Genomic DNA, 24916 nt, shown 5'->3' on the forward strand with positions numbered 1-24916 from the left:
AACGTCAGGCTTTGATGGCCGCCGCAAAGCGCGCCGTAATTTGCTGAGGACGAGTAATCGCGCCGCCCACCACCACGGTATGCGCGCCCATTTCAAGGCACTGCGCCGCCAGCGCCGGGGTTTCTACGTTCCCTTCCGCCACCACCGGAATGCTCACTGCGGCCAGCACTTCGCGTAAAAAACCGCAGTCGTTTTCCGGCAGCGTGTGGCCCGCCGTTTCTGCCGTATAACCGTAAAGCGTGGTGCCCACACAATCAAACCCGAGCGACTGCGCCGTGAGCGCCTCTTCCGCCGTTGAGATATCTGCCATCAGCAGCACCGACGGATACTTAGCGCGAATTTCCGCAACCAGTGCATCCAACCGTTGCCTACCTGGGCGCGGGCGAGCGGTGGCATCAAGCGCGATGATTTCCGGCCCGACGCTCATCAGTTCATCTACCTCTTTCATCGTCGCGGTGATAAATACCTCACTGTCCGGATAATCACGCTTGATGATGCCAATCACCGGTAGCGAAACCTGCTGCTTAATGGCGGCAATGTCCACCACGCTGTTGGCACGAATGCCCTCCGCGCCCCCTTCTTCTGCCGCCACCGCCATCCTGGACATGATAAACGGGCTGTGTAATGGCTCATTATCCAGCGCCTGGCAGGAGACGATTAACTTCCCTTTCAGGGTATCCAGTACGGTTTTCATAACGCTAAGCTCTCTTCCACTTCATTTTTAATAATCGTGACGTGTGGGCCATAGATGACCTGTACGCCGTTGCCTCGCAGGATCACGCCGCGCGCGCCCGTGGCTTTCAGTGCTTCCTGATCGACTTTCCCGCCGTCCTTCACCGTGACGCGCAGGCGCGTGGCGCAGCAGTCCACTTCTTCCAGATTGTCACGCCCGCCCAGCCCGGCGATGACTGCCGCCGCACGTCCGCTTTGCGGGATGACATTTTCGACCGTCGCTTCTTTCTCCCGGCCCGGCGTCATGAAGCCAAAGCGGTTAATCAGGAAGCGGAACGTGAAGTAGTAAAGGCAGAACCACGGCACGCCGACCAGCGGCACGTACATCCAGTGAGTTTTGGCTTCGCCCTGCAATACACCGAAGAGAATGAAGTCAATAAAGCCGCCAGAGAAAGTCTGGCCGATGGTGATGTGCAGAATATGGGCGATCATAAACGCCAGCCCGTCGAAGAAGGCGTGGATGACGTAGAGCACGGGTGCCACAAACAGGAAGGAGAACTCAATCGGCTCGGTGATCCCCGTCAGGAAAGAGGTCAGCGCCGCTGAGAGCAGCAGGCCAGCCACGCGCTTTTTGTTCTCCGGCTTCGCGGTGTGGTACATCGCCAGACACGCCCCAATCAGGCCAAACATCATGGTGATGAAGCGCCCGGACATAAAGCGCGAGGTACCGATATAGAACTGCTGTGTGGCCGGATCGGCTAACTGCGCGAAGAAGATGCGCTGCGTGCCTTCCACCAGCTGGCCGTTGACGATTTCACTGCCGCCGAGCGCCGTGGTCCAGAACGGTAAATAGAAAATATGGTGCAGGCCAAAGGGTCCGAGCATGCGCAGGATAAAGCCGTAGAGAAAGGTGCCGAGGTAGCCTGTGGCATCCACCAGCCCGCCAAGGCCAAAAATCAGCTTCTGAAAATGGGGCCACACGACCGTCATGATGGCGCCGACCAAAATTGCCGCCAGTGAGCTGATAATGGGCACAAAGCGCGAGCCGCCGAAGAAACCGAGGAACTGCGGCAGCGCAATTTTATTGAAGCGATGATGCAAGGCGCAGGTCACCAGGCCAATCACCACGCCGCCAAACACGCCCGTTTCCAGGGTCTGAATGCCCAGCGTCATTCCCTGGCCGACCGCGCCCGGGTTCTCATGCGCCAGCGTGCCGTTTAGCGTAAGCAAAGCGTTAATCGTGGCGTTCATCACCAAAAATGCCAGCAGCGCCGCGAGCCCGGCGGTGCCTTTGTCGGTTTTCGCCAAACCAACGGCAACCCCGACTGCAAACAGCACCGAGAGATTGGCAAAGACAATCGAGCCCGCGCTGCTCATGATGGTAAAGATGGCCTGCAGCCAGGCCACATCCAGGAACGGGTATGCCGTTAAGGTGTTCGGGTTAGAGAGCGCTCCGCCGATTCCCAACAGCAGCCCTGCGGCAGGCAGCACCGCGATCGGCAGCATGAACGATTTTCCGAAGCGCTGCGCCTTTTCAAACCACGCCCCCGAGGAGGCACCGCTGAATATTTGATTCATTTTTTCATTCCCCTGTCGTTGTGATGAAAATTTTTACCACACAAATATACTCATGTGAAAATTATCACCACAAACCCGGAGGCCGATCATACTTTTTTAAAATGACTGGCGCCGATCCCCTGCTTTCCGCCACACTAGCCACAGAGAAACGCATTAAGGATCCTGCATGTCAGACAATGAAAATCTGCTGTTAAGGCTGCGCCAGGGCGTGTCCGGCTACAGCCCGACACAGCAAAAGCTGGGAGAGTTTGTGCTGGGCGATCCAGCGAAGGTGCTTTACCTGACGATCACCGAGCTGGCGCGCGAAAGTGAAACCAGCGAGGCAAGCGTGACGCGCCTGTGCCGCACGCTGGGCTGCAAGGGCTACAACGAGTTTAAGATGGCGCTGGCGCTGGATATTCAGCAGGGTCAACCGACTGAGCACAGCGGCGATGAAATTGATAACGTGGTCAGTGAATCCGTTCAGGCCTTACAGGATACCGCCAAGTTGCTCGACAGGGCACTGCTGGAACAGGCGGCCCAGGCGCTGCACCAGGCGGACTCAGTGCAAATCTACGGCGTGGCGGCCAGCGCCATTCTCGGCGAGTATCTGCATTACAAGCTGCTGCGCCTCGGCAAACCGGCGCAGCTTTTCAGCGATATGCATCGCGCGGCAATGAATGCCACCACGCTTTCAAAAAACACGCTGGTGGTAGCTATTTCGAGTTCCGGCTCAACGCGTGATTTGCTCCACGTGGTGAAGCTTGCGCGCAAGTGTGGCGTGCAGGTGCTGTCGCTCAGTAACACCCCGCGCAGCCCGCTGGCTTCCCTGAGCGATATTCAGCTGGTGGCGGCCAAGCCCGAAGGGCCGCTGAGCGCAGGGGCGCTCAATGCCAAAGTGGGTGTCATGCTGCTTGTTGAACTGCTGACGACTTCACTGATTGCACTCGATGAGCACTACAGCGACGTCAACCAGCAAACGGCCAGCGCGACGCTGCCGCTGCTGCTGTAAATCCCTAAGCTTCAGACATAAAAAAACCCGCCGAGGCGGGTTTTTTAGTAAGAGCGAAAGTCAGACTTACTGACCTTTGATCTCTTTACGACCGTTGTAAGGTGCTTTTTCGCCCAGCGCTTCTTCGATACGGATCAGCTGGTTGTACTTAGCAACACGGTCAGAACGGCTCATGGAACCGGTTTTGATCTGGCCTGCTGCAGTACCTACCGCCAGGTCAGCGATGGTTGCATCTTCGGTTTCACCGGAACGGTGAGAGATGACAGCGGTGTAGCCAGCATCTTTAGCCATCTTGATTGCAGCCAGAGTTTCGGTCAGGGAACCGATCTGGTTGAATTTGATCAGGATGGAGTTAACGATGCCTTTCTCGATGCCTTCTTTCAGGATCTTGGTGTTGGTTACGAACAGATCGTCACCAACCAGCTGGATTTTGTCGCCCAGTACTTTGGTCTGGTATGCGAAACCAGCCCAGTCAGATTCGTCCAGGCCATCTTCGATGGAGACGATTGGGTACTGTTTGGTCAGGTCTTCCAGGAAGTGAGTGAACTCTTCGGAGGTGAACGCTTTGTTGCCTTCGCCAGCCAGAACGTATTTACCGTCTTTGTAGAATTCAGATGCTGCACAGTCCATCGCCAGGGTGATGTCGGTGCCCAGCTCGTAGCCTGCTGCTTTAACCGCTTCAGCGATAACAGCCAGAGCTTCTGCGTTGGAACCCAGGTTTGGCGCGTAGCCACCTTCGTCACCAACTGCAGTGTTCATACCTTTAGCTTTCAGAACTTTAGCCAGGTTGTGGAACACTTCAGAACCCATACGTACCGCTTCTTTCAGGGATTTCGCGCCAACTGGCTGAATCATGAATTCCTGAATATCAACGTTGTTGTCCGCGTGCTCACCGCCGTTGATGATGTTCATCATCGGAACTGGCATGGAGTATTTGCCTGGGGTGCCGTTCAGTTCAGCGATGTGTTCGAACAGCGGCTGACCTTTGGAAGCAGCTGCTGCTTTAGCGTTTGCCAGAGACACAGCCAGGATTGCGTTAGCGCCGAAGTTAGATTTGTTTTCAGTACCGTCCAGATCGATCATGATCTTGTCGATGCCAGCCTGATCTTTGGCATCTTTGCCAAGGATTGCCTGAGCGATTGGGCCGTTTACCGCGCCAACAGCTTTCAGTACGCCTTTACCCATGTAGCGGGATTTGTCGCCATCACGCAGTTCCAGCGCTTCGCGGGAACCGGTAGATGCACCTGATGGTGCAGCAGCCATACCGACGAAACCACCTTCCAGGTGTACTTCGGCTTCAACAGTCGGGTTACCACGGGAGTCGATGATTTCACGACCGATGACTTTAACGATTTTGGACATTAGGTTTTCCTCAGTACAAGTTAAACTAAAACTCCAGACAAACAACGCCCCAACCTGGGGCGCTGCCGTTCTAACTTTTCTTACTTCGCCTGACGCTTCTGGTACTCGCTGGCGGCTTTCACGAAGCCTGCAAACAGCGGATGCCCATCACGCGGCGTAGAAGTAAACTCCGGATGGAACTGACAGGCGACGAACCACGGATGGTTAGGCACCTCGATGATCTCGACCAACTGATCATCCCCGGAACGGCCCGCAACGCGCAGGCCCGCAGCTTCAATCTGTTTCAACAGCATATTGTTGACTTCATAGCGGTGACGGTGACGCTCGGTGATAGTCTCTTCGCCGTACATCTTGCGAACCAGGCTGTCGTCGCTGAGCTGGCAGGCCTGAGCCCCCAGACGCATGGTGCCGCCGAGATCGCTTTTCTCAGTACGCACTTCGACATTCCCGTCTTCGTCACGCCATTCGGTGATAAGGGCCACAACCGGGTACTTACAGTCTGGCACAAATTCCGTCGAGTTGGCGTTTTCCATCCCGACTACGTTACGAGCGAACTCGATCAACGCAACCTGCATACCCAGGCAAATGCCGAGGTAAGGAATATTGTTTTCACGCGCATAGCGTGCGGTAGCGATCTTGCCTTCTACACCACGGTAGCCGAAGCCGCCAGGGATAAGAATAGCATCCAGATCTTTCAGAATTTCTACACCGCGAGTTTCAACATCCTGCGAGTCAATCAGCTTGATGTTGACGGAAACGCGGTTCTTCAGACCACCGTGCTTCAGCGCTTCGATAACGGACTTATAGGCATCCGGCAGTTCAATATACTTGCCGACCATACCAATGTTCACTTCGCCAGCCGGGTTAGCTTCTTCGTAGATAACCTGTTCCCATTCTGACAGATTTGCTTCCGGAACGTTCAAGCTGAATCGTTTACAAATATAATCGTCCAGGCCCTGTGATTTCAACAGGCCCGGGATTTTATAAATGGAATCGACGTCTTTCATCGAGATAACGGCTTTTTCTGGAACGTTACAGAACAATGCAATTTTTGCACGTTCGTTAGCCGGAACCGCACGATCGGAGCGGCAGATCAGAATATCTGGCTGGATACCGATGGAGAGCAGCTCTTTTACGGAGTGCTGAGTCGGTTTGGTTTTGACTTCACCCGCCGCGGCCAGGTAAGGCACCAGAGTCAGGTGCATGAACAGCGCGTGTTCACGACCAATATCCACGGCCAGCTGGCGAATGGCTTCGAGGAACGGCAGGGATTCGATATCACCGACGGTTCCGCCGATTTCTACCAGCACCACGTCGTGGCCTTCACCGCCTGCGAGCACGCGCTCTTTAATGGCGTTGGTGATGTGCGGAATAACCTGAACGGTTGCGCCCAGATAGTCGCCACGGCGCTCTTTACGCAGAACGTCAGAATAGATACGGCCAGTGGTGAAGTTGTTGCGGCGAGTCATTTTGGTGCGAATGAAACGCTCGTAGTGACCCAGGTCCAGGTCGGTTTCAGCGCCGTCTTCAGTAACGAACACTTCCCCGTGCTGGATAGGACTCATGGTGCCCGGATCGACGTTGATGTACGGATCCAGCTTCATCATGGTCACGTTAAGGCCACGGGCTTCGAGGATGGCTGCGAGGGAGGCGGCTGCAATGCCTTTACCCAGAGAGGATACGACCCCGCCGGTCACAAAAATATAGTTCGTTGTCATGCTGAACCTGAGAAGTTAGGTTGGAATGATGGAATAACCAGGACGGGAAAGTAGTATACCCGAACACGGCGAGCGCCACAAACATTCATTCTTCGCCTCCATTCCCAGGCTCAAGCAAGATAAGGAGTGAGAAAATAGCCCCTTTTGGGTAAATGTTTTTGACGCAAATCAAGCGCTTGTCATTTTAAAAATCACACAAATCGCGCTTGATCGCAAAAAAGTGTTAGAGATCAGTTTCCTGTCGTTTTACTTCCTGCCACACGCTTTCCATCGCTTCGAGGTCGATCCCGGTCATTTCCAGGCCTCGCGCGGCAACAATCCGTTCCACTTCGCGGAAACGACGCTCGAATTTGAGGTTGGCTTTTTGCAAAGCCGTCTCGGCTTTGACGCCTAAATGACGCGAAAGATTGACCGTCGCGAACAGCAGGTCGCCCATTTCCTCTTCGAGCTTTGCTTCGTCAATGACGGCCTGTTTGGCCTCGTGCATCACTTCGTCGATCTCTTCATACACTTTGTCGAGCACCGGGCCGAGCGAAGTCCAGTCGAAGCCAACGGCAGAGACGCGCTTCTGGATTTTATGGGAACGCATCAGCGCAGGCAGGCTGTGTGGAATGTCGTCGAGAGCAGAATGCTGTGCTTTTTCAGCACGTTCAGCGCTCTTGATAGCTTCCCAGCGCTCCAGCACTTCCGTGCTGTTGCTGGCGGTGGCATCGCCAAAGATATGCGGATGGCGGCGTTCAAGCTTGTCGCTGATGGCGGCGCAGATATCATCGAAGTTAAAGCGCCCTTCTTCCTGCGCCATCTGAGCGTAGAACACCACCTGGAACAGCAGGTCGCCAAGCTCACCGCGCAGGTCGTCAAAATCCTCACGGCTGATGGCATCCAGCACTTCGTAGGTTTCTTCGAGGGTGTAAGGCGCGATGGTGGCGAAGGTCTGCTCTTTGTCCCACGGACAGCCGTTTTCCGGGTCGCGCAGGCGCTTCATGATGCCGAGCAGGCGGTCGATTTGATTCATGGGAGTTCCTTGCAATATGTCAGATTTCCCCCTCACCCCGGCCCTCTCCCTCAGGGAGAGGGAGAAAACATTGTCGGTCAGGATAAGAGAGAAAAAAATTAACTGCCGTGCAAACGGCGAGCGTCAATCACGTCCGGCACCTGATTCAGCTTGCCGAGCACGCGGCCCAGCACCTGCAGGTTGTAGATTTCGATGGTCATGTCGATGGTCGCCAGCTGCTGCTTTGTGTCGCTGCGGCTGGCCACGCCCAGCACGTTGACCTTTTCGTTCGCGAGGATGGTGGTGATGTCGCGCAGCAGGCCGCTGCGGTCATTGGCCTGCACGCGGACCACCAGCGAATACCCGGCGGAGTAGCTTTCGCCCCAGACGGCATCAACGATGCGTTCCGGCGCGTGAGACTGCAGTTCCACCAGTTGGTCGCAGTCAGCGCGGTGCACGGAAATCCCGCGTCCCTGCGTGATAAAACCAACAATATCATCGCCCGGAATCGGCTGGCAGCAGCGCGCAATGTGGTGCATCAGATTGCCCACACCTTCGACTACCACGCGGCCGTCGTCTTTCTTGCGATTCTGCTGCGGGTTGTAGGTTTTCTGCTGAAGCTGTTTCAGCGCCGCCGCATCCTGCTCCGCCGCGCTCGGCTTGTTGAACTGGCCCTGCAGGAAATTGACCATCTGGTTAAGGCGAATGTCGCCGCCGCCGATGGCCGCCAGCAGCTCGTCAAGCTCGTTGAAGTTGTAGCGCGGCAGCAGGTGCTTCTCCGCTTCCTTCAGGTTGATACCGAGGCGTTCCAGCTCATCGTCGAGGATCTGACGCCCCGCCAGAATGTTCTTGTCGCGATCCTGTTTGCGGAACCAGGCGTGAATTTTCGAGCGCCCGCGGCTGGTGGTGACGTAGCCCAGGTTCGGGTTCAGCCAGTCGCGGCTCGGGTTCGGCTGCTTCTGGGTAAGGATCTCTATCTGATCGCCCATCTGCAGCTGATAGGTAAACGGCACGATGCGCCCGCCGATCTTCGCGCCGATGCAGCGATGCCCAACGTTACTGTGAATGTGATAGGCGAAATCGAGCGGCGTGGAGCCCGCAGGCAAATCGACCACGTCGCCTTTCGGGGTGAACACGTAGACCCGATCGTCGAAGACCTGGCTGCGCACTTCATCGAGCATTTCGCCCGAATCGGCCATCTCTTCCTGCCACGCAATCAGCTTACGCAGCCAGGCAATACGGTCTTCGTGACCGCGAGCGCCGCTGGAGGCCGCGCCCTCTTTGTATTTCCAGTGCGCCGCCACGCCAAGCTCGGACTCTTCGTGCATCTGGCGGGTACGGATTTGAATTTCTACGGTTTTACCACCCGGCCCTAAAACGACGGTGTGGATTGACTGATAGCCGTTCGGTTTTGGGTTAGCGACGTAATCGTCGAACTCATCCGGCAGGTGACGGAAGTGGGTATGCACGATGCCGAGCGCCGCGTAGCAATCCTGCAAACGCTCAGCGACGATACGCACCGCGCGCACGTCAAACAGCTCGTCAAACTGCAGATGCTTCTTCTGCATTTTTCGCCAGATGCTGTAGATGTGCTTCGGCCGGCCGTAAACCTCGGCCTTCACGCCCTCTTCTTTGATGGAGCCACGCAGCGTGCCGACGAACTCGTCGATGTAGTGTTCACGATCGATACGGCGCTCGTGCAGCAGTTTGGCAATGCGCTTATATTCCGCCGGGTGCAGGTAACGGAAGCAGTAATCTTCCAGCTCCCACTTCAGCTGGCCGATGCCGAGGCGGTTCGCCAGCGGCGCGTAGATATTGGTACACTCTTTTGCCGCCAGCACGCGTTCGTCTTCCGGCGCGTCCTTCACCTCTCGCAGGTGGGCAATACGCTCGGCAAGCTTGATAACCACGCAGCGGAAATCGTCGACCATCGCCAGCAGCATGCGCCGCACGTTATCGACCTGTTCAGAAGAGACGGAATCGTTGTGAGTGGCTTTCAGCTGGCGAATGGCGGCCATGTCGCGCACGCCGTGAATCAGCGTCACGATGGATTTGCCAACACTCTGCTCCAGCGTTTCTTCGCTGACCACCTCGTCTACCACCAGCGGAAACAGCATCGCCGCCCGCAGGGAGTCGATATCCATATTCAGCATGGAGAGAATTTCAACCATCTCAACGCCGCGCCAGAGCAGCAGCTCCGCATCGGGGCGATCGAGGGTTTGTTCACGACAATAGGTCCATGTTTCGGCTAAGCGTTCACACGACTGTTGGCTGGAAATGCCCAGGCTTGCTATCCATTTAACCGGATCGAACTCCCCAGCTTTATTAAGATGTGCACTGCGTACCGCAACCATTGTCCTCTCCTTTAGGGACCGGGCCTGTCGAATTCGACAAGCCTTGATTCATTAATTGTGCTCAAACAGCACCATCGACTCCAGGTGCCCAGTGTGCGGGAACATATCCAGCATTGCCAGACGCTGAATTTGATAGCCTGCCGCCAGCAGCACTTCGCTGTCCCGCGCCAGCGTCGCCGGGTTGCAGGAAACATACACCACCCGTTTGGGGGCCAATTTTACAATATGCTGCATCACGCCCGGTGCGCCCGCACGTGCAGGATCGAGTAAAATTTTGTCAAACCCGTTTTTCGCCCAGGCCTGAAGGGTGACATCTTCTTCGAGGTTTTCGTGAAAGAATGTCACATTGTGCAACGCGTTACGTTCCGCGTTCTGCTGCCCTTTTTCGACCAGCGCAGGCACGCCTTCAACGCCGACGACGCTCGCCGCGCGCTTCGCCAACGGAAGAGTAAAGTTGCCCATTCCACAAAACAGATCCAGCACGCGGTCGCCTGGCTGAACGTCCAGCCATTCCAGCGCGGCAGCCACCATCTTCTGGTTCACGCCATCATTGACCTGAATAAAATCGCGCGGGCTGAACGTTAAGCGTAGCCCGTCTGAACTGTACCAGGGCTGCTCACCGCTAACCTGTTCAATGCTATCGCTTTGCGGGGCAAGCCAGAGCGCAAGCTGGTGTGAATGCGAAAACTGTTCCAGTTTTGCTTTATCCGCCGCACTCAGCGGTGCGGTATGGCGCAACACCATCAGCGGACCGTTGTCTGCCAGCACCAGTTCGACATGACCAAGATGGCGAATTCCGGCAAGCCCGCTCAGGCAGTCGCGTACGGCGGGCAATAATGCCTCAAGAGCGGGCACCAAAACGGGGCACTGCGTCACATTAACGATGTCGTTCGACCCCGCCTTGCGAAAACCCATCTGCAATTGGTGGTTCTTTGGCTGATAATTCAGACTCAAACGCGCGCGACGGCGGTAACCCCAGGGGTTGGCAGAGAGGATTTCGTTCACGTCCCGCTTCATTAATCGCGCCAGTGCCGCCTGCTTGCTGCGTTCCTGTAACGCGACGCTGGCGTGCTGCTGCTGACAGCCGCCGCAGACGCCAAAATGCGGACAGCGCGGTTTTTCGCGCTCCGGGCTATCATTCAGCCGACGTTTTACTTGCCCGCGCGCATACTGTTTTTTATCTTCAGTGATGCGGATTTCTGCCTGTTCACCGGGCAGTAATCCATTGATAAAAAGTGCCTTTCCGTTATGGCGCGCCACGCCCTGGCCAAAGGGATCCAGGTCGTTTACCGTTACGGTTATGATCTCGCGCGTCGTCACGCGGCGTTTTGCAGAGTAGAATTGCGCCATTCAGAGCATTATCTCAAACATAGTGTGTTAACCCTGATTCTCCCATAACGGACCGCCATGACCAACTACAGCCTGCGCGCGCGCATGATGATCCTGATTCTCGCCCCGACCGTGCTTATCGGTTTGCTGCTCAGCATCTTCTTTGTCGTTCACCGATATCACGACCTGCAACGTCAGCTGGAAGACGCCGGGGCCAGCATCATTGAGCCGCTCGCCGTCTCCAGTGAATATGGCATGAACCTGCAAAACCGCGAGTCAATAGGACAGCTGATCAGCGTCCTGCATCGCCGCCATTCGGATATCGTGCGGGCCATTTCGGTCTACGATGAGCACAACCGGCTGTTTGTTACCTCCAACTATCATCTCGATCCGGGCGAATTACAGTTGCCGAAAGGCTCCCCGCTGCCCCGCAGGCTGAGCGTCATCCGCAGCGGCGATCTGATGATCCTGCGCACGCCCATTATTTCCGAAAGCTATTCGCCGGATGAGTCGCCAACCTCGGATGCTAAAACCCCGGTCAATATGCTCGGCTACGTGGCGCTGGAGCTGGATCTGAAGTCCGTGCGCTTACAGCAGTATAAGGAGATCTTTATCTCCAGCGTGATGATGCTGTTCTGCATCGGCATCGCGCTGATTTTCGGCTGGCGTCTGATGCGTGACGTCACCGGGCCGATTCGCAACATGGTCAATACCGTCGACCGCATACGTCGTGGTCAGCTCGACAGCCGCGTGGAAGGCTTTATGCTCGGTGAGCTGGATATGCTGAAAAACGGCATCAACTCGATGGCGATGTCGCTTGCCGCCTATCACGAAGAGATGCAGCACAACGTCGACCAGGCGACCTCCGATCTGCGTGAAACCCTTGAGCAGATGGAGATCCAGAACGTCGAACTGGATCTCGCCAAAAAGCGTGCTCAGGAAGCGGCGCGCATTAAGTCCGAGTTCCTCGCCAATATGTCACATGAGCTGCGAACCCCTCTCAACGGCGTGATTGGCTTCACGCGCCTGACGCTGAAAACCGATCTGAACCCAACCCAGCGCGATCACCTCAGCACCATTGAGCGATCGGCGAATAACCTGCTGGCGATCATCAATGACGTCCTCGACTTCTCAAAGCTGGAAGCAGGCAAGCTGGTGCTCGAAAATATTCCTTTCCCGCTGCGCAATTCGCTCGATGAAGTGGTGACGCTGCTCGCTCACTCTGCCCACGACAAAGGGCTTGAGCTGACCCTCAACATCAAGAACGACGTGCCAGACAACGTGATTGGCGATCCTCTGCGCCTTCAGCAGGTCATCACGAATCTGGTCGGCAACGCGATCAAATTTACTGAAAACGGCAACATTGATGTGCTGGTGGAAAAACGCTCGCTGAGTAACAACAAAGCGCAGATTGAGGTGCAGATCCGCGACACCGGCATCGGCATTCCCGAACGTGACCAGTCGCGGCTGTTCCAGGCTTTCCGTCAGGCGGATGCCAGCATTTCACGCCGTCACGGCGGCACCGGGCTTGGCCTCGTCATCACCCAGAAACTGGTTAAAGAGATGGGCGGTGATATCTCCTTCCACAGCCAGCCGAACCGCGGTTCGACCTTCTGGTTCCACATTAACCTCGATCTCAACCCTAACGTGGGTTCGCCAGAGGGGCAGACCATTGGCTGCCTTGCGGGAAAACGTCTGGCCTACGTCGAAGCCAACGCTGCCGCCGCGCAAGCAACGCTGGACATGCTGGCCACCACGCCGCTGGAGGTGGTATACAGCCCGACCTTCTCTGCCCTGCCGGAAGATCGTTACGATATTCTGCTGATTGCGGTGCCCGTTTCAATGCGCGATTTGAACATGCACGCCGACAAGCTTGCCCGCGCCAATTCAATGACCGACTTCCTGGTGCTGGCGCTGCCTTGCCACGCGCAGGTCAATGCCGAAGCGCTCAAGAGCAACGGCGCAGCCGCCTGTCTGCTGAAACCGCTAACCTCTACTCGCTTACTGCCCGCACTGGCGGAATATTGCCGCACCAGCCATGCCGCGGCGCCCCCCGCTTCCAGCGATTCGCGCTTAGGGATGTCAGTGATGGCGGTGGATGACAATCCGGCTAACCTGAAGCTTATCGGCGCGTTACTGGAAGATCAGGTACAAAACGTAGAGCTGTGCGACAGCGGCCAGCAGGCTATTGAGCGAGCCAGGCAGATGCAGTTCGACCTGATCCTGATGGATATTCAGATGCCGGACATGGACGGCATTCGCGCCTGCGAGCTGATTCACCAACTGCCGCACCAGCAGCAGACGCCGGTGATTGCGGTCACCGCGCACGCCATGGCGGGCCAGAAAGAGAAGCTGCTGAGCGCCGGGATGAATGACTATCTGGCGAAGCCTATCGAAGAGAACAAGCTGCTTAACCTGCTGCTACGCTATAAGCCCGGCATGAGCGCGCCGCCGATTGAGGTGTCTGAGCCGCAGCCGCCGGTGAATATCAACACCACGCTCGACTGGGCGCTGGCCCTGCGCCAGGCCGCTAACAAGCAGAACCTGGCGCGGGACATGCTGCAAATGCTGGTGGAGTTTCTGCCGGAAATTCGTAACAAAGTGGAAGAGCAGCTGGTGGGTGAAAATCCGGATGATCTGGTCGATGCCATTCACAAGCTCCATGGCAGCTGCGGCTACAGCGGCGTGCCACGACTAAAAAACCTGTGTCATCTGATTGAAGGGCAGCTGCGTAACGGCATTGCGCCAGAGGATCTTGAACCCGAGTTTCTCGAACTGCTGGATGAGATGGACAATGTTGCCCGGGAAGCGCGGGAGATTTTGGGGTGATTTTCCCCTCACCCTAACCCTCTCCCCAAAGGGGAGAGGGAACTGTTCAGTGCGGGTATTGACTTTCTTCCTCGCCCTAAAGGGCAGAGGTGACTGTTCAGTGCGAGTTTTGACTTTCTCCCTCGCCCTAAAGGGCAGAGGTGACTGTTCAGTGCGAGTTTTTACTTTCTCCCTCGCCCCAAAGAGCAGAGGTGACTGTTCAGTGCGGGTTTTGACTTTCTCCCTCGCCCCAAAGAGCAGAGGTGACTGTTCAGTGCGGGTTTTGACTTTCTCCCTCGTCCCTTTGGGGAGAGGGTCGGGGTGAGGGGCGTTTATCTCATCCTGAGCACCGCCGCCACGTTGCGCGCCGTGCGCCTGACGTTTTCCTCCGCACCCGCCAGCGCGTCTTCAAGCGTCCCGACCTGATAAAGCACGCTGAAAACCGCATCCAGACCGTGCTGGTGAACAACCTCTACGTCCTCGGTCAGGCTTCCGGCAATGGCGATCACCGGGATGTGAAAGCGCTTCGCCACCTTTGCTACCCCGACAGGCACTTTGCCATGGATGGTCTGGCTGTCGATGCGGCCTTCACCGGTAATCACCAGATCCGCGCTCGCAACCTGCTCAGCCAGCTGCAAAGCCTCAGTGACGATCTCAATGCCTGGGCGCAGCGTCGCGCCACAAAATGCAAACAGCGCCGCACCCATACCGCCAGCCGCGCCGCCGCCTTCAAGATTCAGAACATCAATCTTTAAATCGCGCTCGATAAGCGTGGCGTAGTGCGTCAACGCCGCATCCAACTGTGGGATCATTTCCGCAGTCGCCCCTTTTTGTGGGCCGAACACCGCCGTCGCCCCCTCTTTGCCGGTCAGAGGGTTAGTGACATCGCAGGCGACATCAATCCGGCACGCCGCAAGACGCGAGTCCAGCCCGGAGAGATCGATACGCGACAGCTGCTCCAATCCCTCGCCGCCTGGCGGAATTTGCTGCCCGTTTTCGGACAGCAGTTTGACCCCCAGCGCCTGCGCCATTCCTGCGCCACCGTCGTTGGTGGCGCTGCCACCGATACCAATGATGATGCTCTTCACACCCGCGTCCAGCGCGTGGCGAATCAGCTCGCCTGTTCCCCACGAAGTCGTTTTCAGGGGATTGCGTCTGGCAGGCGGCACGCTTTCTAAACCACTGGCCGCCGCCATTTCGATAAACGCGGTGTGCTCATCGCCGGAAATGCCGTAGAACGCCTGTACAGGTTCGCCCAGTGGGCCGGTGACCTTCACCGTGATTACGCGCCCGCAGGTCGCGGCAACCATTGCTTCCACGGTGCCCTCGCCGCCATCCGCCACCGGAATTTTCACATACTCCGCATCGGGAAAGATCTGCCTGAAGCCCTCTTCGATGGCGCAGGCCACGTCGAGCGCACTCAGGCTCTCCTTATACGAATCCGGGGCAATCACGATTTTCATAGGCTGTCCTTAACAGAGTTCCGGCATTTTTCCGTCAGCGCACCATGCAGGGGCGCTTGTTGTCGAAGGTCCATTCAGGAATCAAATACTGCATTCCCATCGCATCATCACGTGCGCCGAGGCCGTGCTTCTGATACAGCTCATGGGCCTGCATGACGCGGTCCATATCCAGCTCAACGCCGAGGCCCGGCGTGGAAGGCACCTGCACCATGCCGCCTTTGATCTCAAACGGCTGTTTCGTCAGGCGCTGATTGCCCTCCTGCCAAATCCAGTGGGTATCGATGGCGGTGACTTTGCCCGGTGCTGCGGCAGCCACGTGAGTGAACATTGCCAGCGAAATGTCGAAATGGTTGTTGGAGTGCGAGCCCCATGTGAGACCAAACTCATGGCACATCTGCGCCACGCGCACCGAGCCCTGCATCGTCCAGAAGTGCGGGTCCGCCAGCGGAATATCCACCGACTGTAATGAGAGCGTGTGCCCCATCTGCCGCCAGTCCGTCGCAATCATATTGGTGGCGGTCGGCAGGCCGGTCGCACGGCGGAATTCCGCCATCACTTCCCGCCCGGAGAAGCCCTGCTCTGCGCCGCAAGGATCTTCCGCATAGGCCAGCACGTTCCGCAGCTGCTTGCCGATTTTGATTGCCTCATCCAGCGACCAGGCACCATTCGGATCGAGCGTCACGCGCGCCTGCGGGAAGCGTTTTGCCAGCGCCGTCACCGCTTCGGCTTCTTCTTCGCCGCTCAGCACGCCACCTTTGAGTTTGAAATCGTTGAAGCCATATTTCTCATACGCGGCTTCCGCCAAACGCACCACGGCATCCGGGGTCATGGCTTCATCATGACGCACGCGATACCAGTCGCATTTATCATCCGGCTGGCTCTGGTACGGCAGCGGCGTACGTTTACGATCGCCAACGAAGAACAGGTAACCGAGCATTTCCACTTCGCTGCGCTGCTGTCCGTCGCCCAGCAATGAGGCAACGTTGACGCCCAGATGCTGGCCGAGCAGATCGAGCAGCGCCGCCTCAATGCCCGTCACCACGTGAATGGTGGTTCGCAGGTCGAAGGTTTGCAGGCCGCGCCCGCCGGAGTCGCGGTCGGCAAAGGCGTTACGCACCGCATTGAGCACATTTTTGTATTCGCCGAGGGTTTTGCCTACGACCAGCGCCGCGGCATCTTCCAGGGTCTGCCGAATTTTCTCACCGCCGGGAATTTCACCGACGCCCGTGTGCCCGGAGTTGTCCTTAATCATCACGATATTGCGGGTGAAGAACGGCGCGTGCGCCCCGCTCAGGTTCATCAGCATGCTGTCGTGCCCGGCAACCGGGATCACCTGCATCGAAGTCACGACCGGCGTGGAGTGTTGAAGCGTCATCATGCAATCCTTTTTAGTGAGTGCGACCGAAAACAGGACGTTTGCGATCGAATGTCCAGCCTGGGATTAAATACTGCATCGGTATCGCGTCATTACGCGCGCCGTCGGGCAGGCGTTTATAGGCCTCATGGGCCTTTTCAACCTGCGCCCAGTCAAGCTCGACCCCAAGCCCTGGCGCCTGCGGCACGGCGATTTTACCGTTTTCTATCTGCAGTGGATTTTGGGTCAGTCTGGCATCACCTTCCTGCCAGATCCAGTGTGTATCAATGGCGGTCGGCTTGCCAGGCGCCGCCGCGCCGACGTGGGTAAACATGGCAAGGGAGATGTCGAAATGATTGTTCGAGTGACAGCCCCAGGTTAGCCCCCAGTCATCGCAAAGCTGCGCCACGCGTACCGCACCGGAAAGCGTCCAGAAATGCGGGTCGGCCAGTGGAATATCGACGGCGTTAAGCATCACCGCGTGCCCCATTTCGCGCCAGTTGGTGGCAATCATGTTGGTTGCCACCGGCAGGCCCGTGGCGCGGCGGAACTCGGCCATCACTTCACGCCCCGAAAAGCCCTGCTCTGCGCCGCACGGATCTTCAGCATAGGTCAGCACGTCCTGCATGCCTTTGCAGAGCGCGATGGCTTCATCGAGCAGCCACGCGCCGTTGGGATCAACGGTGATTCGCGCATCGGGGAAGCGTTTCTTGAGCGCTTTCGCCGTCTCAATTTCCTGCTCGCCCGGCAGCACGCCGCCTTTTAGTTTGAAATCTTTGAAGCCGTATCTGTCCTGCGCCGCTTCCGCCAGCTGCACCACGGCAGAAGAAGATAGCGCTTCCTGGTGACGCAGGTGATACCAGTCGTGGCCATCACGCCGCCCTTCGGCATACGGCAAGTCCGTTTTGTTGCGATCGCCGATGTAGAACAGATACCCCAGCACCGTCACCGCATCGCGTTGCTTACCCGGGCCCAGCAGCTCACAGACGGGCACGTTCAGCGCCTGACCGAGCAGATCCAGCAGCGCAGCCTCGAGCGCCGCCACGGCGTTCACCTTCAGTTCAAACGTCCAGGCACCTTTGCCGAAGGTATCGAAATCCGCCGCCTGATTGCCCTTGTGAACCTGCTGCACCACCCGATTCATACGGGCAATTTCCTGGCCGACAACCTGCGGAATCGCCTCCACCAGCGTCTGATAAATCACTTTCCCACCGGGCGCTTCACCCACGCCGGTATGCCCGGCGTTATCGGTGAGCACCACAATGTTGCGGGTGAAGTACGCGTGGTGCGCGCCGCCGATGTTCATCAGCATGCTGTCCTGCGCCGCCACCGGGATCACTTTCATATCGGTGATTACCGGGCTTGCCTGAGTATTCATGCCGCACGCTCCGCAACAGGTTTCAGTTCAATGCGTTTAATATCTCCCACCAGCACCAGGTAGCTCAGCACCGCCACCAGCGCGTGGATGCCAACGTAAATCAGCGCCCAGTTGAATGAACCGGTGGTTGCCACGATGTAACCGATAGCAATCGGGGTCACGATCCCGGAAACGTTGCCGAACATATTGAACAGGCCGCCGCTGAGACCGCTGATTTCTTTCGGTGCCGTATCTGCCATCACCGCCCAGCCCAGCGCGCCAATGCCTTTGCCGAAGAAGGCCATCGCCATAAAGCCGATAATCATCCATTCCGCATCCACATAGTTACAGAACACCATGCTCATCGACAGCAGCATGCCGAGCACGATAGGCGTTTTACGCGCCACGTTCAGCGAGCCGGTTTTGCGCATCAGCCAGTCGGAAATGATCCCGCCGAGCACGCCGCCAACGAAGCCGCAGACCGCCGGAATGGAAGCGACAAATCCCGCTTTCAGAATTGACATGCCGCGCGCCTGCACCAGGTACACCGGGAACCAGGTGATAAAGAAGTAGGTCAGCGCGTTGATGCAGTACTGGCCCAGATAGATACCGACCATCATTCGGGAGCCGATCAGCTGCTTAATCTGCTGCCATTTCTCACGCATCGGCACCTGCTGCACGCTCTTTTTCTGATCCATGTTGATCAGCGCGCCGCCCTCTGCGATGTAGTCCAGCTCTTTCTGGTTTACGCCCGGGTGCTGGTTAGGTTCGTGGATCATCTTCAGCCACAGGAAGCTAATCAGGATCCCGAGTCCGCCCATAAAGAAGAACACGTGCGACCAGCCCACTTCATGCGTCAGCCAGCCCATGATTGGTGCGAAGATCACAGTAGCGAAATACTGGGCCGAGTTAAAGATGGCCACCGCCGTGCCCCTTTCCTGCGCCGGGAACCAGGCGGCTACAATACGGCTGTTGCCAGGGAAGGAAGGCGCTTCAGCAAGGCCAACCAGGAAACGCAGGGTAAACAGCGCCACGATAATGCCGAAGCCGTTGAAGATATCGACGAAGCCTTGTAACAGGGTAAACATCGACCAGGTGAAAATTGACCAGAAGTAGACTCGCTTGGAGCCGAAGCGGTCAAGCAGCCAGCCTCCTGGAATTTGGCCAATGACGTAGGCCCATGAAAAAGCGGAGAAAACATAGCCCATCCCGACAGGATCCAGGCCGATATCTTTGGCCATTTCTGACCCGGCAATCGACAGCGTGGCGCGGTCGCCGTAGTTAAAGGAGGTGACGATAAACAGCATCACCACAATCCAGTAGCGCGCGTTGGTCCGCTTTTCTGCAGCCGCCGTCGCCTGACTTAGTGAACTCATTGTTGTACTCCTGAGGCTTCCCTCATTCTGAACAACGTAACCTGTAGGGTAATCAGAATGATGTTTGTTTTTATGGCGGCGTCGCACTCAGGCGCGCCACGTTTTATTCACCGGCAGAAGAAGTATAAAAACGCGCACGCACAGGCTCACCGTGCATAAACACAGCATTCACGTAGTGTGGGAAGGTGTTTTGTGGCTTATGCCCAGGAGGATGGGGGCTGGTTCACGAAATGAGGAATGGAGAGAGAAAAATGCCCTTCGGCTGAAGGGCATTGAGGGTTAATCGAGCAGCGTGACCCACTGCTCCACCCACGGGTTGGAAATACTTTCAGGCTCAGGATCTTCGCTGGCGTCAATCATCAGCATGTCGCCAATGCGCTGCGCGCCCTGCTCTTGCAACAGCGCATCAAATTTTTTGCCGCCGCCGCAAAAATGCGAGTAGGTGCTGTCGCCGAGCGCAATAATGCCGTAGCGCAAATGGGGCTGATACATGTCCTGAATCCCCTGATACAGCGGCACAATGCTGTCCGGAAGATCGCCTTGCCCGGTGGTGGAGGTCACGACCAGGGCGTACTTCCCCTGATATGACGCCCAGTCATCGACTTCCGGATCTTCAAAGACCTTCGCCTGGTGGCCGTGCGCTTTGAGGATCGTTTCTGCTTCTTCCGCCACCAGTAGCGCGTTTCCGTACATGGTGCCGACAAAAATGCCTACTTCCGCCATTACTTTGCTCCCTGAATCATTCAGTTATGCGGTCATCCTGACCGTTGTCCGGCGTAAACTCAACCCTTTCAACCTCAGGGAGAAGGCCACGCCAGCCGAAATGTGACATTGCCTGCATCCAGATATCATCGAGGCTGGCGCGAATCGTCAGCGGCTCGCCGGTGAAGGGGTGGGTCAGATGCAGCTCGCTGGCGTGCAGCATTAAGCGATGACAGCCGAAATGCTCCGCCGCACTGCGGTTCTGGCGCAAATCACCGTGCTTGCTGTCACCGAGGATCGGATGGCGAAGATGGCTCATGTGGCGACGCAGCTGATGCTTGCGTCCGGTTTTCGGATCGAGCTCCACCAGGCCGTAGCGCGTGGTTGGATAGCGCCCGGTGGGGACTGGCATTTCCACCGTCGCCAGGCCGCGGTAGTGCGTCACCGCAGGCTGCGCTTCTTTATCTTCGCGGGCAAACTTATCGGCGATTTTATCCAGCTCTTCTACCAGCGGATAATCAAGCACCGCTTCTTCCGTCAGCCAGCCGCGCACGATGGCGTGATAGCGTTTCTGGATCTGATGCTGCTCAAACTGCTGCGAAAGGCGACGGCCCGCTTCGCTTGATAATCCCATCAGCAATACGCCGGAGGTGGGCCTGTCGAGGCGATGCACGGTAAACACATGCTGACCAATCTGGTCGCGCACGGTCTGCATCACCACCACTTTTTCATCGCGATCGAGCCAGCTGCGGTGCACCAGCCAGCCGGAGGGTTTATTGACGGCAACCAGCCATTCATCCTGATAGAGGATCTCCAGCATCAGTCGTCAACATCCGCAAACAGGGCATCGAGCTGCTCAAGCTCCGGCAGAATAATCGCCCGAAACGGATGGCCCGCCTCGAGGGCGATTTCGTAATAAGGCGCAACGGCGAAGCTTTGCGGCAGCGGCTGCTGGCTCTCGATAAGCTGATGCATACGGGGGATCAGCACCCATTGCAGCCATTCGAGCGGCTCCAGCGTGTCCATGCAGAAAGGCTGTGTGCTGTCGAACACGCTGGCGTCCGGCGCGGTGTTCTGCCAGTGCTGATGTTCGCGCAGCAGGGATTCAATCGCGTGCAGGCGCAGGCGCACGCTATCGTGATGGCTCATGAAAACCTCGGAAGAGACGTCGAAATGGAAATCTGCGGCGCAGGATACCATCGGTATGGCGGGAAATAAAAAAAGGAGCACTGTTTTTACACAGTGCTCCCGGTTCGTTTCGCAGCAATCCAGCTACTTTTGGTGCTCCCTGCTCATCCGTGACAACTTTTCCTGCGGTCTCCTGACCAAGTTCATCCGTAAACTTTTGCATCCTGCTCGCACCACCCCGATGCGATTTCACTTATCCGTAAGTGTGTCCTGATCTTCCTGATCCACCGGGCATCATGACCGGCTCTCATTCTCCATCCTGGAGGTGTCCTTTAACGCGTCCTGCGTCATCCTTTTGCTTGCATCCTCAAGCCTGTCCTTGTAGCACCGTCCTGGTGTATCCTGCTGAAGCGTCATCATCCTGATGTTCGCTTCGTTTCGCGACTCCCTGTCGACCTGTATAGAATCCCCTATTTCGCCTCGTCTTACAAGACGCCTTTAACGACTCCACTAAGTTAGTTTTCATATGAAAGTGGGAAGACCAAACTCTAACTTATTGATTTAAATAAATAGTGATAAAAACGAAGCGGCAATATCCGGGGAATGATCCGGCGATCTCCTACAGAGTATGTAAGAGATCTCTCACAAGGATCCTGGGCTGATGGATTACACAAGGGGCTCAAGGTGAGTCAGGAAGCTCGCGATGGAGGCGGAAAGCGTGGTGCGATTGCGGGTGCCCAGGGTCTCAAGAACCACTTCGCCCGTCAGATTGCAGACAGAAACTACATCCAGTTCACTGTCCAGCGTAGCGATAAACAGCGTCGGTGAAAGCTTGAGGCGTTTCTGCGTCACCAGATGACCAATCAGATTTTCCTGCACTCGCTGGAAGTCATCCGGGCTCCAGACCTGCAGCAGCGTAAGCTGTCGTGCACCAAAGGTGGCTGGCATATCACCGGCAAACTGGCTGGTATAATAAGTTTGAAGCGGCTGTTGTACCACAATATCCAGCGCCCTTTCAACCGCTTCCAGAGTGGGCTCCAGGCTAAACGGCTGAGGCTGCCAGAATACCGCCTCCTCTTCTGTGCGCGTTACGCAGGGGGAAGGGACTCCGTACAGTTCTTCGCTGCGCGGCGAGGTGCCATGGCGCTGCTGCCAGGCATCACAATAACGTTGGGTAAACCCCTCCAGGGCTTCGGCGGTCTGCTGATCCACTGCTTTCTCTCTCCAGGTCAACCAGGATAAACTGAAACCATTAGTCTACCTGCTTTATGACGGTGAAACATGTCTTCTTATGATAACCACCAGGCACTCTCTGGCCTGACGCTCGGTAAATCCACTGATTACCGCGATGTTTACGATGCAAGCCTGCTGCAGCCTGTTCCGCGCAGCCTGAACCGAGACCCGCTCGGACTGCATGCCGATAACCTGCCGTTTCACGGCGGTGATATCTGGACGCTCTACGAGCTCTCCTGGCTGAACGCGAAAGGTCTGCCGCAGGTGGCGGTCGGCCACGTTGAGCTGAGCGACACCAGCGCCAACCTGGTCGAATCGAAAAGTTTCAAGCTCTACCTGAACAGCTTCAACCAGACCCGTTTCGCCAGTTGGGAAGAGGTTCGTGCCACGCTCGAACGCGATCTTCGTGGCTGTGCGCAGGGTGATGTTAGCGTCGCGCTGTTCCGTCTTGATGAAATGGAAGGTCAGCCGATTGCCCATTTCCACGGCAGCTGCATCGACGATCAGGACATCGAGATTGAAAGCTACGAATTCAGCGCTGACCATTTACAGGATGCCGCCAGCGGTAAAGTCGTTGAAGAAACGCTGGTCAGCCATCTGCTGAAATCCAACTGTCTCATCACCAACCAGCCGGACTGGGGCTCGGTGCAGATTCAGTACCGCGGGCCGAAGATCGACCGTGAAAAGCTGCTGCGTTACCTGGTCTCTTTCCGCCATCACAACGAATTCCACGAACAGTGCGTCGAGCGTATTTTTAGCGACATCCAGCGCTTCTGCCAGCCGGAATCGCTCAGCGTCTACGCGCGCTACACCCGCCGCGGCGGGCTGGATATCAACCCGTGGCGCAGCAACACGGATTTCGTTCCGGCGACTGGACGCCTGGTGCGCCAGTAACATAAATCATTGCAAAATAAAGCGCGGATATGTCCGCGCTTTTTCTTGTGGAAAACAAACAGGCAAGGCTATTGTAATCAATAGGGAAGACGATACTCGTCCCGTAAGGAGCTCACTTGATTACACATATTAGCCCGCTTGGCTCAATGGATATGCTGTCGCAGCTGGAAGTCGACATGCTGAAAAGCAACGCCAGCAGCGACCTCGACCTGTACCAGCTGTTCCGCAACTGTTCCCTGGCTGTACTCAACTCCGGCAGCCTGACGGACAACAGCAAAGAACTGCTCTCCCGCTTTGAAAGTTTTGATATCAACGTGCTACGCCGCGAGCGCGGTGTGAAGCTGGAACTGATTAACCCACCGGAAGATGCCTTTGTTGACGGGCGCATCATCCGCTCCCTGCAGGCCAACCTGTTTGCGGTGCTGCGCGATATTCTGTTCGTTTACGGCCAGATCCATAACACCGTTCGCTTCCCGAATCTCGACCTGGAAAGCTCTGCCCATATCACCAACCTGGTGTTCTCAATCCTGCGCAACGCCCGTGCGCTGCACGTGGGGGAAGCACCGAGCATGGTCGTCTGCTGGGGCGGCCACTCCATTAATGAAAACGAATACCTGTATGCCCGCCGCGTGGGGACTCAGCTCGGCCTGCGCGAACTGAATATCTGCACAGGCTGCGGCCCGGGCGCGATGGAAGCGCCGATGAAAGGTGCCGCCGTCGGTCACGCGCAGCAGCGTTATAAAGAAGGGCGTTTTATTGGCATGACTGAACCTTCGATCATCGCCGCTGAGCCGCCAAACCCGCTGGTGAATGAGCTCATCATCATGCCGGATATCGAAAAGCGCCTGGAAGCCTTCGTGCGTATCGCCCACGGGATAATCATCTTCCCGGGTGGCGTCGGCACTGCGGAAGAGCTGCTCTATCTGCTCGGCATTCTGATGAACCCAGCCAACAAAAATCAGGTTCTGCCGCTGATCCTGACCGGGCCGAAAGAGAGCGAGGACTACTTCCGCGTGCTGGACGATTTCATCGTGCATACGCTCGGCGAAGCGGCCCGTCGTCACTATCGCATTATCATCGACGATCCGGCGGAAGTGGCGCGTCAGATGAAAAAGGCCATGCCGCTGGTGAAAGAGAATCGTCGCGACACGGGCGATGCCTACAGCTTCAACTGGTCGATGCGTATCGCGCCGGACCTGCAACAGCCGTTTGAACCGACCCATGAAAACATGGCCAACCTGAAGCTTTATCCTGACCAGCCGGTCGAAGTGCTGGCTGCAGACCTGCGCCGCGCGTTTTCGGGCATCGTTGCGGGTAACGTGAAGGAAGTGGGCATTCGTGCCATTGAAGAAAATGGTCCGTACAAAATCCACGGCGACAGCGAGATGATGCGCCGGATGGACAAGCTGCTGCAAAGCTTTGTGGCCCAGCACCGCATGAAGCTGCCAGGCTCTGCCTACATTCCCTGCTACGAAATCTGTTCCTGACCAACACATCTCTGACACAAGGGCGGCGCATAAGCCGCCCTTATCTTTTGCTTCGAAGCAGGCATTATCGCCCCACCCGAAAACGACAAATATTCATATAAATTATGTTAGTGCGC

The 24916-nt window shown here is 56.8% G+C and carries 19 protein-coding genes; 4 read left to right on the plus strand and 15 right to left on the minus strand.

What is annotated here, in order from left to right; genetic code table 11:
• Positions 1-4: 4 nt before the first annotated feature.
• Positions 5-694 (minus strand): N-acetylmannosamine-6-phosphate 2-epimerase, encoded by a 690-nt coding sequence (locus CRO87_RS16880; RefSeq protein ID WP_097164096.1) that lies wholly within the window; start codon positions 692-694, stop codon positions 5-7.
• Entirely contained in the window at positions 691-2250 is a 1560-nt protein-coding gene (locus CRO87_RS16885) for a maltose/glucose-specific PTS transporter subunit IIC (protein ID WP_097164097.1), read from the minus strand. The genes CRO87_RS16880 and CRO87_RS16885 overlap by 4 nt, the downstream gene beginning before the upstream one ends.
• 166 nt (positions 2251-2416) lie before the next feature.
• On the opposite strand from CRO87_RS16885, the gene CRO87_RS16890 reads away from it, so the two are divergent.
• Entirely contained in the window at positions 2417-3241 is an 825-nt protein-coding gene (locus CRO87_RS16890; RefSeq protein WP_097164098.1) for a MurR/RpiR family transcriptional regulator, read from the plus strand.
• Positions 3242-3307: 66 nt separating this feature from the next.
• On the opposite strand, the gene eno is transcribed toward CRO87_RS16890, so the two are convergent.
• The 5 genes from eno to rlmD form a co-directional block, all read right to left on the minus strand.
• Complete coding sequence (eno, locus tag CRO87_RS16895) at positions 3308-4603, minus strand: phosphopyruvate hydratase (RefSeq protein WP_097164099.1); 1296 nt, start codon at positions 4601-4603, stop codon at positions 3308-3310.
• Positions 4604-4683: 80 nt separating this feature from the next.
• Complete coding sequence (gene pyrG, locus CRO87_RS16900) at positions 4684-6321, minus strand: glutamine hydrolyzing CTP synthase (RefSeq protein ID WP_097164100.1); 1638 nt, start codon at positions 6319-6321, stop codon at positions 4684-4686.
• 223 nt (positions 6322-6544) lie between these two features.
• Positions 6545-7336, minus strand: a complete 792-nt coding sequence (gene mazG / locus CRO87_RS16905; protein ID WP_097164101.1) for a nucleoside triphosphate pyrophosphohydrolase — start codon at positions 7334-7336, stop codon at positions 6545-6547.
• A gap of 98 nt (positions 7337-7434) precedes the next feature.
• Complete coding sequence (relA, locus tag CRO87_RS16910) at positions 7435-9669, minus strand: GTP diphosphokinase (protein ID WP_097164102.1); 2235 nt, start codon at positions 9667-9669, stop codon at positions 7435-7437.
• A gap of 51 nt (positions 9670-9720) precedes the next feature.
• Positions 9721-11019, minus strand: a complete 1299-nt coding sequence (gene rlmD, locus CRO87_RS16915) for a 23S rRNA (uracil(1939)-C(5))-methyltransferase RlmD (RefSeq protein ID WP_097164103.1) — start codon at positions 11017-11019, stop codon at positions 9721-9723.
• A 57-nt stretch (positions 11020-11076) separates the two neighbouring features.
• On the opposite strand from rlmD, the gene barA reads away from it, so the two are divergent.
• Positions 11077-13827, plus strand: a complete 2751-nt coding sequence (barA, locus tag CRO87_RS16920) for a two-component sensor histidine kinase BarA (protein ID WP_097164104.1) — start codon at positions 11077-11079, stop codon at positions 13825-13827.
• Positions 13828-14138: 311 nt separating this feature from the next.
• Here barA and CRO87_RS16925 read toward each other — a convergent pair whose 3' ends face one another.
• The 8 genes from CRO87_RS16925 to syd all read right to left on the minus strand — a co-directional run bounded on the left by CRO87_RS16925 (position 14139) and on the right by syd (position 22398).
• Entirely contained in the window at positions 14139-15269 is a 1131-nt protein-coding gene (locus CRO87_RS16925) for a glycerate kinase (RefSeq protein ID WP_097164105.1), read from the minus strand.
• Between the two features lie 34 nt (positions 15270-15303).
• Positions 15304-16644 carry a glucarate dehydratase gene (gene gudD, locus CRO87_RS16930; protein ID WP_097164106.1) on the minus strand — a complete coding sequence of 447 codons (1341 nt, stop codon included), beginning with the start codon at positions 16642-16644 and terminating at the stop codon, positions 15304-15306.
• Between the two features lie 13 nt (positions 16645-16657).
• Complete coding sequence (locus CRO87_RS16935) at positions 16658-18001, minus strand: enolase C-terminal domain-like protein (RefSeq protein ID WP_097164107.1); 1344 nt, start codon at positions 17999-18001, stop codon at positions 16658-16660.
• Complete coding sequence (locus CRO87_RS16940) at positions 17998-19356, minus strand: MFS transporter (protein ID WP_097164108.1); 1359 nt, start codon at positions 19354-19356, stop codon at positions 17998-18000. Before CRO87_RS16940 ends, CRO87_RS16935 begins: the two co-directional genes overlap by 4 nt.
• 279 nt (positions 19357-19635) lie before the next feature.
• Positions 19636-20079: a flavodoxin gene (locus tag CRO87_RS16945; RefSeq protein ID WP_097164109.1), complete on the minus strand. Its 444-nt coding sequence runs from the start codon at positions 20077-20079 to the stop codon at positions 19636-19638.
• A 16-nt stretch (positions 20080-20095) separates the two neighbouring features.
• Positions 20096-20878: a tRNA pseudouridine(65) synthase TruC gene (gene truC / locus CRO87_RS16950; protein WP_097164110.1), complete on the minus strand. Its 783-nt coding sequence runs from the start codon at positions 20876-20878 to the stop codon at positions 20096-20098.
• Positions 20878-21207, minus strand: coding sequence for a YqcC family protein (locus CRO87_RS16955; RefSeq protein WP_097164111.1), 330 nt, complete (start codon positions 21205-21207; stop codon positions 20878-20880). The genes truC and CRO87_RS16955 overlap by 1 nt, the downstream gene beginning before the upstream one ends.
• A gap of 645 nt (positions 21208-21852) precedes the next feature.
• Positions 21853-22398 (minus strand): SecY-interacting protein, encoded by a 546-nt coding sequence (syd, locus tag CRO87_RS16960; RefSeq protein WP_097164112.1) that lies wholly within the window; start codon positions 22396-22398, stop codon positions 21853-21855.
• Between the two features lie 69 nt (positions 22399-22467).
• Here syd and queF point away from each other — a divergent pair, with 69 nt between their 5' ends.
• Positions 22468-23313, plus strand: a complete 846-nt coding sequence (gene queF / locus CRO87_RS16965) for an NADPH-dependent 7-cyano-7-deazaguanine reductase QueF (RefSeq protein ID WP_097164113.1) — start codon at positions 22468-22470, stop codon at positions 23311-23313.
• Between the two features lie 116 nt (positions 23314-23429).
• Positions 23430-24800: a nucleotide 5'-monophosphate nucleosidase PpnN gene (gene ppnN, locus CRO87_RS16970; RefSeq protein WP_097164114.1), complete on the plus strand. Its 1371-nt coding sequence runs from the start codon at positions 23430-23432 to the stop codon at positions 24798-24800.
• The last annotated feature ends 116 nt before the right edge of the window (positions 24801-24916 follow it).

Source organism: Enterobacter sp. CC120223-11, from assembly GCF_900215375.1.
Classification (GTDB): Bacteria; Pseudomonadota; Gammaproteobacteria; order Enterobacterales; family Enterobacteriaceae; genus Scandinavium.